Raw genomic sequence first — 11,379 nt, forward strand, 5'->3', positions numbered from 1 at the left:
ATGGAGCGATGCGCATATGACGACGAAATCTGCAGCTAAACAACGAACGGTCCGCGACGGGAACATCCTGTTCCTGACCATGAAAATCGTGGCTTGGGTAGCGCTGATCGTAGGGGGGACGTTGTGTCTGTCCAATTTCAACGATTTCAGCGACAGCAACAGACGATTAATGGCCGGCATCGGATGCATGGTGGGCAGCGTGTTCATCTATATCATCGGTACTGCGATCAACCTCGTGGAGAAACGCAAGACCGAATCCGAATAAGCCAGACATGCCATGACCGTAAAGGGGCGGCCTCCTTCCAATGGGAGACCGTCCTCCTTTTTTGTTAATTTTGCTTTGTCGTAGGCACACTGAAGTGACGGCCGGAATAGGCGGGAGACCGCTCTCTTGCCCGGCACTGTAATATGGACCGGATTTTCGGGGAACATATAGAACTTTAGCGATGACAGGAGATGGGAAACGTATGCGTATTTCAAAGCTGCGGCGGCTGTTTGCCATGGGCGCCGTCATGATAGGCATCATGCTGCTTGGAACGGGCTGCAAGTCGATGATTGTCTTCGATCCGAAGGGACCGGTCGGCCTTCAGCAGCGTGACCTGATCTATATCACCATGCTGCTATGCCTCATTATCTTGGTTCCGGTGCTCCTTATTACGGCCTGGATCGTATGGCGCTACCGCGACAAGAAGGACAACGATGCTCCCTACCAGCCCGTATGGTCCCACAGCACCAAACTGGAGATCGTCTGGTGGAGCATCCCGATCGCCGTCATCCTGATCTTGGCCATCGTGACGGCGCATTACACGTACGCGCTTGACCCGGCCAAGCCGCTCGAGTCCGACAAGAAGACGATCACGATTCAGGCAACGTCGCTGGACTGGAAATGGCTGTTCCAGTATCCGGAGCAAGGAATCGCAACCGTGAACTATCTGGTCATTCCCGAGAAGACGCCGGTGAAGTTCGAACTTACGTCGGACGGTCCGATGAACTCGTTCTGGGTGCCGCAGCTCGGCGGGATGATCTATACGATGTCCGGCATGGCGACGACGCTGCACCTGCAAGCCGATGAACCCGGCAATTACATGGGGACCGGCGCTAATTTCACGGGCCGCGATTTCGCCAAAATGGCGTTCACGGCCAAAGCCGTTTCGCAGACGGATTTCGACCGGTGGGTAACCGAAGCGAAGGCCGGCGGGAACGCGTTATCCGAAGACGGATATCAAATGCTTGCACAGCCCGGGACCGCCGGCCGGTTGACGTTCGCTTCCATCCCTTCCGGCTTGTTCGAGCGAATCGTCCATGAATACTCCATGAGCCGCGGAGCGCCTCCGGGCTATACGCTGAAGGCGAAAACGCTCAGCGAAGAGAAGGAATCCGCGCATACGGAAGAGTCGGAAGGCGGCCAATTGCCGCCAGGCAATAACGCGCAGAAAGATGCCCCCGACGTAAGGGGCTTCGGGCAATCCGGTCATCCGTTGGACCACCGGCACATGAATCATGGCAAATGAGAGGAGAGGCTACCGTGATTGACCGACTAACAGATTTCGTTTCGTGGTTCTTTGTCACGGGCGATCCGTTGATATACGGAGCGGACGTGGCAATCGTGCTGACGACGGCGGCAATCGTCTTCGTGCTCACCTATTTCGAGAAATGGGGCTGGCTGTGGCGCGAATGGTTGACGACCGTCGATCATAAGCGCGTAGGGATCATGTACATCATCGCTTCGCTCCTGATGCTGTTCCGCGGCGGCGTCGATGCGCTGCTGATGCGGACGCAGCTCGCTTTTCCCGATTTGAAGTTTTTATCGCCCGAGCATTATAACGAGGTGTTCACGACGCATGGCGTCATCATGATCCTATTCATGGCGATGCCGCTCATGTTCGGCTTGTTCAACATCGCCGTTCCGCTTCAGCTCGGCGCTCGCGACGTCGCGTTCCCGTTCCTGAACTCGCTCAGCTTCTGGCTGTTCTTCATCGGCGCGATGCTGTTCAACATGTCCTTCGTCATCGGCGGCTCGGCGAATGCCGGCTGGCTGTCGTATCCGCCGCTCTCGGAGATGACGGGCAGCCCGGGCGTAGGCGAAGACTTCTACATCTGGGGCGTTCAAATTTCCGGGATCGGGTCGCTGATGACAGGCATTAACTTCATCGTCACCATTGTCAAAATGCGCGCCCCCGGTATGACCTGGTCGAGGGTGCCGATATTCACATGGTCGGTGCTCTCCAGCTGCATCGCGATCATCGTCGCATTCCCCGTGCTGACGGTCACGCTGGCCCTGCTTTTCCTTGACCGCTTCCTTGGCGCGCATTTCTTCACGATGGACGGCGGCGGCAATGCCATGATGTACGTCAACCTCATCTGGATGTGGGGACATCCCGAGGTCTATATCGTCGTTCTGCCGGCCTTCGGCATCTTCTCGGAGGTCGTTGCGACGTTCTCGCGGAAGCGCTTGTTCGGCTACGGCTCCATGGTGTTCGCGATGCTGAGCATTAGTCTGATGGCGTATTTCACCTGGCTCCATCATTTCTTCACGATGGGATCGGGCGCGAACGTCAACATCTTCTTCGCGATTTCGACGATGATCATCGCGATTCCGACCGGCGTGAAAATTTTCAACTGGCTGTTCACGATGTTCCGCGGCAGGATATCGTTCCAAACGCCGATGCTGTGGACGGTCGCCTTCATCCCGTGCTTCATCGTCGGCGGCATGACCGGCGTCATGCTCTCGGTAGCGCCCGCGGATTTCCAGTTCCATAACAGTTATTTCCTTATCGCGCATTTCCATCAAGTGCTCATCGGAGGGGTAGCCTTCGGTTACTTCGCGGGCTTGTACTATTGGTGGCCGAAGATGTTCGGCTTCAAGCTGAACGAAACGATCGGCAAATGGGCGTTCTGGATTTGGAACATCGGATTCTATGTCTGCTTTATGCCCCAGTATGTCGTCGGCCTCGACGGCATGACGCGCCGGCTTAATTCGTACAGCTGGGACTCGGGCTGGTGGGCGCTCAATTTCACGTCGACCATCGGCGGCTTTCTCATGGGCATCGGGTTCCTGTTCCAGGTATGGCAGATCGCGCACAGCATCAAGTTCATGGAGAAGGACACGACCGGAGATCCATGGGGAGCGCGCACGCTGGAATGGTCGATCCCGTCGCCGGCGCCGCTCTATAATTTCGCGACTACGCCTCTCGTTACGGATCGCGACGATTGGTGGGAGGAGAAGGAACGGATCGCCGCAGGGAAGATGCCCAAGGCGAAGCCGGAGCTCGAGCCGATTCATATGCCGAAGAACTCGCCGATTCCTTTCATACAGTCCATTTGCTGGTTTACGGTCGGCTTCGGCCTTGTCTTTCACTGGCTCTGGATCGCGATTCCCGGCTTCATCGGCATTGCCGTAACCATGCTGGTCCACTCGTTCAACTACGATACCGACTACTATATTCCGGTTGATGAGATTCAACGTACGGAAGCAAAAGCAGGGAGGGGTGCCTGATGGCGCACGCTCATCATCATTCTATGGCGCACGACGGCGGCCATGATGGCCATCATGATTTGGAGGAGCTTCGGAAATTCGGTTTCTGGATCTTCCTCATCACCGACTTGATCTTGTTCTCTACGCTGTTCGCCACGTATCTCGTGCTTCACGAGAATACGGCAGGCGGACCCGCGGCCAAAGATATTTTCGAAATGCCAGGCGTCATCGCCGAAACGTTCATTCTGCTGACGAGCAGCTTTACCAGCGGTCTGGCGGTGCTGGCTATGAATGCGGGAAACCGGAAAGGACTGTTAGGCTGGCTGATCGTGACGGTCCTGCTCGGCGCCTGCTTCATCGTATTGGAAGTGACGGAGTTCCTGAAGCTCGTCGACGAGGGTCATACGATCCATTCCAGCGCGTTCCTATCCGGCTTCTTCACGCTTGTCGGCACGCACGGGGCGCACGTCTCGCTGGGGATCTGCTGGATTACCGCGCTGATCATCCAGCTGTCCAAGCATGGAATTACGCCGGTCACGCGGCGCAAAGTACATATTACCAGCCTGTATTGGCACTTCCTGGACGCCGTGTGGATCTTCGTGTTTACATTCGTTTATTTGATGGGGGTGATGTGACATGGCGCAAAATAACGCCATCGGACACGGAGACCGCGGCGGCCATGCCGGACACCACGGCTCGCTCGGGGAATACGTGCTCGGGTTTGCGCTCTCGATCATCCTGACGATCATTCCGATCCTTGCCGTGCTGAACGGCTGGTTCGGGTCAACGGCGACGATCATCGTGCTGCTGGCCACGGCGGTCCTGCAGTTCGCGGTGCAGCTGCTGTTCTTCATGCACTTGCGGGAAGAGGAAGGGCCTCGATATAACCTGCTGACGCTCGTTCTCGGCTTGATCATCGTGATCGTCGTCATCTATGGTTCGATTTGGATCATGGACCATAATGCGATGTATTAGGCAGTAGAATTGATTCAGCCTTTTCAATAGGCGCAGAGGGCAAATTCCTTTGAACCGGTGACTCCAGCGAGTGACCGGTTTTTTGTCGTGCGTCTGCTGTTAGTAAGCAAGGGTGCCCGCCGCCCGAGGCGGAAAATCGTACACAGCAGCGAGCGAGGCAGCGTGTCGCCGGCGTTTTGTACGAAAAATCGTACATAGCAGCGAGCGAGGCAGCGTGCCGTCGGCATTTTGTACGAAAAATCGTACAAAGCAGCGTGTGAGGCAGCGTGCCGCGGGAGTTTTGTACGAAAAATCGTACAAAGCAGCATGTGAAGCAGCGTGTGAGGCTGCGCGACGCGGGGATTTTGTACGAAAGACTAGGACTAGGGTTGCTTATCGGCGACTGTCAATAATCGGACAAGATTATTTCGTTCCGTGCCTTGACATCACCTAAAGATTTTATTAACATAATTAATGATAATGATTATCAATTGCACGGAGCAGAAAAGGGGATCAGCATGATAGCGAGTTTGAAACTGCCGAAATGGGTTGGAAGCGTAAGCGTCGTTACAGCAGTAGTGATCGGACTTATGGGTTGTTCGTCGAATAATAACAATGGCGGAAATAACAAGGAAGCTGCAGGGAATACTAATGCTGCGACTAACGCCACAGATACAGCCAACGCAGGCAACACGGCTAACACGGCAACCACGTCGTTCAACGCGACGATCGATACGAAATTCGGTCAAGTGAAAATCACGGAAGAACCTAAACGCGTCGTTGCGCTCGGCTGGGGCGATGCAGAGACGGCGCTCGCGCTCGGCGTACAGCCGGTGGGCGCAAGCGACTGGCTTGCTTTCGGCGGCGAAGGCGTAGGCCCGTGGCTGCAAGGCGCCTATACGACGGCTCCGACGATTCTTGGAACGATGGAGCTTGACTACGAGAAGATCGCTTCGCTTCACCCGGACCTGATTCTGGACACGAAGTCTTCCGGCGACGAAGAGCGTTACAAGAAGCTTTCGGAAATCGCGACGACGGTTGGCGTTCCCGCTGACGGCGCAAGCTACATGACGACTACGAACGAGCAAGTGGACATGATCGCCAAAGCATTGGGCAAAGAAACGGAAGGCGCGGCGCTGCTCAAAAAAGTCGATGACGCTTTCGCTAAAGCGGCTGCGGATCATCCGGAGTTTGCCGGCAAGAACATCGTCGTAGGCGCGTATTCCTCCGACGGCTTCGGCGCTTACGTGAAAGGCGATGCCCGCGTCGACTTCATGGAACGTCTGGGCTTCAAGAATAAAGAAGCCGTCGAGAAGCTGGCGAACGGCAACTTCTTCATCAAAGTATCGGACGAGCAGCTTGACCTGCTGGATTCCGACGTGACGGTCGTCCTGCCGATCTGGGTAGATTCGAAAGAAATCACGGACAACAAACTCTATCAAAAGATCCCGTCCGTCGTTGACGGCAGATCGATTATTCTCGATAAAGATACGTCCAACGCTTTCTCGACAGGCACGATTCCATCCTTGTTGTGGACGATCGAGCATTTGCCTGCGCAAATCCAAGCACTTGTAAAATAATTGGAGCGTGAATGAAGTGACTTTGGCCAAGCATCCGCTGAACGGTAGCGGACAAGCGCAGACGATCGCATCGCTGCAGTCCAAGCGGATAACGGGTTTCGTCGTCGCGCTTGTCCTGCTGGCGGCTGCGGTATGCCTGAGCCTGATGATCGGCGCCAAACGGTTGTCCGTTGAAACCGTTTGGCAGGCGCTCTTCTCGAACGCGGATAGTTACGAGCACCGGGTCATTCTGGATTCCCGGCTGCCTCGTACGCTGCTAGCGCTCGCGGTTGGTCCGGCATTCGGACTATCCGGAGCGCTTATCCAGGCTTTAACTCGAAATCCATTGGCTGACCCCGGCATTCTTGGCGTGAGTGCAGGGGCAGCCTTTGCTGTTGCTGTGGGGGTTGGCGTATTCTCGGTCGGCACGCTGTCCGGTTATGTAGGGTTTGCTCTTGTCGGCGCATTGCTCGCGACGCTGATCGTCTACGTTATTGGCGGAGGCGCCGGCAAGAAGTCGCCGACTCCGATTCAGCTGACGCTGGCGGGGGTAGCGCTGGGAGCCGCCTTGAGCGGCGTTACGACGGCGATGACGCTCTTGAACAGCAAGGCTTTCGAGCGCATGCTGAATTGGACCGTAGGAACGTTGACGCACAAAAGCACGGACGACCTCTGGCTCGTCCTGCCGCTTCTCGTCGTCGGCGCGATTCTCGCGTTAGCCATATCTCCGGCGCTGAACGCCATTGCTTTCGGAGAAGACAGAGCTTCGTCATTGGGCGTAAACGTACTGTTGATCCGGGGGATCGGCCTGATTGCCATCACGCTTCTTGCCGGAAGCGCCACAGCGATCGCAGGTCCGATCGGCTTCCTCGGGTTGATGGTGCCCCATTGCGTGCGCTGGCTCGTAGGACCAAGCCAGCCGTGGATATTCCTGTATTCGCTGGTTGTCGCCCCGCTGCTGCTGCTGATTGCCGATATCATCGGAAGGTTAATCATCTCCCCTACGGAAGTACCGGTCGGTATTATTATGGGTTTCATCGGCGCGCCGATTCTCATCATCCTCGTTCGGCGCCGATCGGCAAGCAAGCTATGAGGCTTCGGATGGTTACGGGACCGGGATGGGGCTTAGCGGCAAGAAGGAGTGATTGTTATGCCTCCTATTAATTATGGCAGGCGATACATACGCATCAGGGGACTTTTCAATCTGCGCATCGACGCCAGAAGTTTTACGGTAACGGTCATTCTCTTGGGAGCGGCCGTAGCGCTCGGCATCTTCGGTCTCATGATCGGCACGATGCGGTTAAGCGTGCATGAGGTATTCGCCGCGCTGAGCGGCGATGCGGCCAAAATGACCAGGACGATCGTCGTCGACTGGCGTTTGCCGCGCGTGCTGGCTGCTTTGGTATTCGGGGCCGGGCTTGCGGTAAGCGGATCGATCTTTCAATCGCTCACTCGCAACCCGCTGGGCTCTCCCGATATTATCGGTTTCACGTCGGGATCGTACACGGGCGCGCTTGTTGCCATGCTTATCGTCGGCTCGACTTCGTTCATCGGCATCGCGGCTGGCGCGCTAATCGGCGGTCTCGCCACCGCCGTGCTGATTTATTTGCTGGCATTTCGCAAGGGTACGCACGGCTTCCGCTTGATTATCGTCGGCGTTGCGGCATCGACGATCTTGAGCAGCGTGAATTCGGTGCTGCTGCTGCGCAGCAAAGCGGAGGTCGCATTGACGGCAGCGGCGTGGGGCGTCGGTTCATTGAACGGCATTAACTGGACGGAGCTGCTCCCGGCTATGCTGATCGTAATCGTGCTCCTGTTCGCAGCGGCTGTAATGGGCAGGCCGCTGCGGGCGTTGGAACTGGGCGAAGATGCGGCGAAAGCACATGGCATCCGCGTGGAACGATCCCGCATCGCGCTGATCGCGATCGCCGTCGTGCTGACGGCGGCGCCGACGGCGGTCATGGGGCCGGTCAGCTTCGTCGCGCTGGCGGCGCCGCAGATTGCGATCCGGTTTACGAAGTCGGCGCAGAGCTTTGCGCCCGTTGCGGCGATGGGCGCTTTCTTATTGTTGGGGGCCGACATCGCGGCGCAGCGGGTCGTTCCCGGGACCATTTTGCCTGTCGGCGTGGTCACGCTGTCGCTTGGCGGTCTGTATCTCATCGCCGTACTGTTTAAGCAGGCACGATCGGGATTATAAACATGGCGTTCGTATCAACAGCCTGGCGGGTCCGGGCTTCGTGCATTGCGAGATGGAGAAGGAAAGTAGTTGACTAGCAGATGAAGAGAACAGCGGCAGACGTCCCAACAGCGGTCGCGGAAGAAACGGTATCACGGCTTTGGACGGAGGACATAACCATCAAATACGAGGATCGGGTCATTTCCCGAAACTTGTCCGTTCAGATACCCGATGGTTCGTATACGGTTATCGTCGGACCTAATGCATGCGGCAAATCGACCCTGCTCCGAACGCTGTCCAAGTTGCTCAAGCCCTCCGAAGGGCAGGTGCTCCTGGACGGTAAGGGCATTGCGACTTACAAGTCCAAGGAAGTGGCGCGCAAGCTCGGCCTGCTGCCGCAATCGTCGACGGCTCCCGAAGGGATTACCGTGGCGAACTTGGTCGCGCATGGCCGCTACCCTTACCAGAGCTTCATCCGCCAATGGTCCGATGAAGACGAGGAGGCCGTGGCATCCGCGATGCGGCTTACGGATACGAGCGAGCTGTCGCATCGTTTGGTCGACGAGCTCTCCGGGGGACAGCGGCAGCGCGTCTGGGTTGCCATGGCGCTTGCGCAGCAAACGCCGCTGCTGCTATTGGACGAGCCGACGACCTACTTGGATATCGCCCATCAAATCGAGCTGCTCGAGCTATTCAAGGACTTGAATGAGCGGGGGCGGACGATTGTCGCGGTGCTGCATGATCTGAATCATGCCGCGCGATACGCCACGCACATCATCGCCATGAAGAACGGCCAACTGATCGCGCAAGGCGATCCGCGCGAGATTCTGACGGAGCAGCTGGTAGAAGACGTGTTCGGTTTAAAATGCACCATTATCGAAGATCCGGTCTCGCATACGCCGCTTGTCGTGCCGCTGGGCAGAGACCGATCGGCGAAGTGAGCGGACGCGGAAGCGTTCAGGAATGCACTAGGATGGAATCGTATATGGTTTTCGCAGGATAAGGCTACCTTCAACAAGGCGGCCTTATTTTTTTGTTGTTTTTTCGTTCTGTCATGGTCATTCCGATCAGCCTTTTTGACAATCTATGTCATGTTTGAGTTAATTTTTAGGTGTACTTAATCGGAACGATCGACTTCTGCACGTAATGTGGATCGGTTTTCGATTAAGTTCGTTAAATAATTAAAGATATATATTTACATTCCAGTATTTTGGAGATAGAATGTAAGTGCGATGTTAGTATATATAACATTAAACTAACAATGAGTATTGATGGGTTTCGGAAGCACGACGATTTCAAAAAAAACGACGGGGAAGTGTGATCATGGGGAAAAGGAAAAAGTTTGCGGTCGTACTGTCAATTGTTGCTCTAGCTGGATCATTGCTTGCCGGTTGCAGTAATTCGAACTCGGATTCTTCCGATTCGGCAGCGGCGAACGCGCAAAATGCGGATAAGCCCGCGAACGCGAACACGAATAAGCCGGCTAATGCAGACGCGGATAAACCGGCTAATGCAGCTCCGTCTGACGACGCTGGCACGACTCCAACGTCAGACACGCCAACGGACGGCGGCGGCATCGTGATCAGTTCGTTCTCGGACATCGTATCGATCAATCCGATGTACGTTCAGGATACGGCCTCCGGCGACGCGGCTGCGTTCGTATATGCGAATCTGTTTGACCTGGACCGCCAGGGCAATCTGGCTGCCGAGCCGTGGTCGCTTGCGGCAGAACTGCCGGCGATCAGCGCGGACGGGCTCACGTATACAGTGAAACTAAAGCCGGAAGCGAAGTGGAGCGACGGTCAGCCCGTAACGGCCGACGACGTCAAATATACGTTCGATACGATGAAAAATCCGGATGCCGGTTCACCGGGCATCAGCATGGTCGACAAGGTTGATGCCGTAACGAAGATCGACGATCATACGGTCGCGTTCAAGCTGAAACAAATCTTCGCTCCGTTCCGTTATGCCCTCGCCTCCGCGATGGCGCCTTACCACGTGCTCAAGGACGTGCCCGTCAAGGATCTGGCGAAGAACGCGTTCGGTTCCGACCCGTCCAATACGGTCACGAACGGTCCTTGGAAATGGTCCAAATGGGAGCATGGCCAATACCTGACGTTCGACGCCGACGCTAACTATTGGGGCAGCACGAAGCCGCATATCCAGACGATTACTTATAAAATTTACGCCGACCAGAACACGGAGACGCAAGCGCTGCTGAAGGGGGACGTCGACCTGACGGAAGCGGTGCCGCTCACGACATTGGACGCGGTCAAGGCGAAGAGCGACATCGACATCATTCTGAAGCCGGGGCCGCAGTACGAGTACATGCAATTCAACTTCAACGGGGCGAACTTCCCGGATAAATATTCGTTGTTTCAAAGCCAGAAGACGCGTCAAGCCATCGCGACGGCGATTAACCGCCAAGGCATGGTCGACAATATTCTGAAGGGCACCGGCACGCTGATGAACGCGCCGTTCCTGCCGAATTCGTGGGCGGATCCGAAGGACGCCGCCGTGAATTACGCTTACGATACGGAGAAAGCGAAGGCCATGCTCGCCGAAGACGGCTGGAAGCCGGGCAAGGACGGCATTCTGGTGAAGGACGGCCACCGCTTCGCCTTTGAATTGCAGTACAACGCCGGCAACAGCCGACGCGAGCAAGTCGCGGCCGTTATTCAGCAGAACTTGAAGGACGTCGGTATCGAAGTGACGCCGAAAGCCATTGATTTTGCTTCATGGATCGACCAAAACGTCACGCCGGGCAAATATCAGGCGCTGCTGCTGTCCTGGTCGCTGAGCAACCCGGATCCGGACGGCGAAAGCATCTTCTCCTCCAAGTATTTCCCGCCTGCCGGCCAAAACTCCGGCTGGTACAAGAACGAGAAACTGGATGCGCTATGGGTGAAAGGCTACTCCACCGTCGATCAGAACGAGCGCAAAGCGATATACGCCGATGTCGCCAAAGAGATTTCGACCGATCTGCCCTACGTCTTCTTATACCAATACGGCCTGCCGGAAGCGGTCGCCAAGAACAAGGTTCATTTTGCAGAGGCTGACCGGCCCGAATCCTCGCTGGCTTACGGCTACTTCTTCCATATGATCAACTGGTGGGTCACGCCTTAACGAGCGCCGCCCCGCCGCCCAGCCAACTTCAGAACGACATCCAACGGATATTGAAGGGGAGGTCCATCTGGTCCTTCCCTTTTTCCTAG

At 56.2% G+C, this 11,379-nt stretch carries 10 protein-coding genes; all 10 read left to right on the forward strand.

All coding sequences use genetic code 11. The features are described 5' to 3' along the window. Positions 1 to 16: 16 nt before the first annotated feature. The 10 genes from GZH47_RS24370 (at position 17) to GZH47_RS24415 (ending at position 11,290) form a co-directional block, all read left to right on the forward strand. Positions 17 to 265, forward strand: coding sequence for a hypothetical protein (locus GZH47_RS24370; protein WP_162643621.1), 249 nt, complete (start codon positions 17 to 19; stop codon positions 263 to 265). Between the two features lie 202 nt (positions 266 to 467). Further along, on the forward strand, positions 468 to 1,511 hold the full coding sequence (cyoA, locus tag GZH47_RS24375; protein ID WP_162643622.1) for a ubiquinol oxidase subunit II: 1,044 nt from the start codon (positions 468 to 470) through the stop codon (positions 1,509 to 1,511). Positions 1,512 to 1,525: 14 nt separating this feature from the next. After that, on the forward strand, positions 1,526 to 3,496 hold the full coding sequence (locus tag GZH47_RS24380; protein WP_162643623.1) for a cbb3-type cytochrome c oxidase subunit I: 1,971 nt from the start codon (positions 1,526 to 1,528) through the stop codon (positions 3,494 to 3,496). Continuing rightward, a complete protein-coding gene (gene cyoC / locus GZH47_RS24385) occupies positions 3,496 to 4,110 on the forward strand; it encodes a cytochrome o ubiquinol oxidase subunit III (RefSeq protein WP_162643624.1) in 615 nt (204 codons plus the stop codon). Before GZH47_RS24380 ends, cyoC begins: the two co-directional genes overlap by 1 nt. Before the next feature lies 1 nt (position 4,111). After that, on the forward strand, positions 4,112 to 4,450 hold the full coding sequence (gene cyoD, locus GZH47_RS24390; RefSeq protein WP_162643625.1) for a cytochrome o ubiquinol oxidase subunit IV: 339 nt from the start codon (positions 4,112 to 4,114) through the stop codon (positions 4,448 to 4,450). Between the two features lie 497 nt (positions 4,451 to 4,947). Then, on the forward strand, positions 4,948 to 6,009 hold the full coding sequence (locus tag GZH47_RS24395) for an iron-siderophore ABC transporter substrate-binding protein (protein ID WP_162643626.1): 1,062 nt from the start codon (positions 4,948 to 4,950) through the stop codon (positions 6,007 to 6,009). A gap of 16 nt (positions 6,010 to 6,025) precedes the next feature. Then, entirely contained in the window at positions 6,026 to 7,081 is a 1,056-nt protein-coding gene (locus GZH47_RS24400; protein WP_225446190.1) for a FecCD family ABC transporter permease, read from the forward strand. 57 nt (positions 7,082 to 7,138) lie between these two features. Further along, positions 7,139 to 8,185 carry a FecCD family ABC transporter permease gene (locus tag GZH47_RS24405; RefSeq protein WP_162643628.1) on the forward strand — a complete coding sequence of 349 codons (1,047 nt, stop codon included), beginning with the start codon at positions 7,139 to 7,141 and terminating at the stop codon, positions 8,183 to 8,185. Positions 8,186 to 8,265: 80 nt separating this feature from the next. After that, positions 8,266 to 9,105: an ABC transporter ATP-binding protein gene (locus tag GZH47_RS24410; RefSeq protein WP_162643629.1), complete on the forward strand. Its 840-nt coding sequence runs from the start codon at positions 8,266 to 8,268 to the stop codon at positions 9,103 to 9,105. A gap of 382 nt (positions 9,106 to 9,487) precedes the next feature. Next, the gene (locus GZH47_RS24415) at positions 9,488 to 11,290 is read left to right on the forward strand and encodes an ABC transporter substrate-binding protein (protein WP_162643630.1); all 1,803 of its coding nucleotides are present in this window, start codon (positions 9,488 to 9,490) and stop codon (positions 11,288 to 11,290) included. Positions 11,291 to 11,379 lie beyond the last annotated feature (89 nt).

Source organism: Paenibacillus rhizovicinus (assembly GCF_010365285.1).
GTDB lineage: Bacteria > Bacillota > Bacilli > Paenibacillales > Paenibacillaceae > Paenibacillus_Z > Paenibacillus_Z rhizovicinus.

Excerpts from the sequence above, each read along its gene's own strand:
- cyoD (WP_162643625.1), top strand. The coding sequence starts at position 4,112 with ATGGCGCAAAATAACGCCATCGGACACGGAGACCGCGGCGGCCATGCC.
- GZH47_RS24370 (WP_162643621.1), top strand. The coding sequence starts at position 17 with ATGACGACGAAATCTGCAGCTAAACAACGAACGGTCCGCGACGGGAAC.
- cyoA (WP_162643622.1), top strand. The coding sequence starts at position 468 with ATGCGTATTTCAAAGCTGCGGCGGCTGTTTGCCATGGGCGCCGTCATG.
- GZH47_RS24410 (WP_162643629.1), top strand. The coding sequence starts at position 8,266 with ATGAAGAGAACAGCGGCAGACGTCCCAACAGCGGTCGCGGAAGAAACG.
- cyoC (WP_162643624.1), top strand. The coding sequence starts at position 3,496 with ATGGCGCACGCTCATCATCATTCTATGGCGCACGACGGCGGCCATGAT.
- GZH47_RS24405 (WP_162643628.1), top strand. The coding sequence starts at position 7,139 with ATGCCTCCTATTAATTATGGCAGGCGATACATACGCATCAGGGGACTT.
- GZH47_RS24415 (WP_162643630.1), top strand. The coding sequence starts at position 9,488 with ATGGGGAAAAGGAAAAAGTTTGCGGTCGTACTGTCAATTGTTGCTCTA.
- GZH47_RS24395 (WP_162643626.1), top strand. The coding sequence starts at position 4,948 with ATGATAGCGAGTTTGAAACTGCCGAAATGGGTTGGAAGCGTAAGCGTC.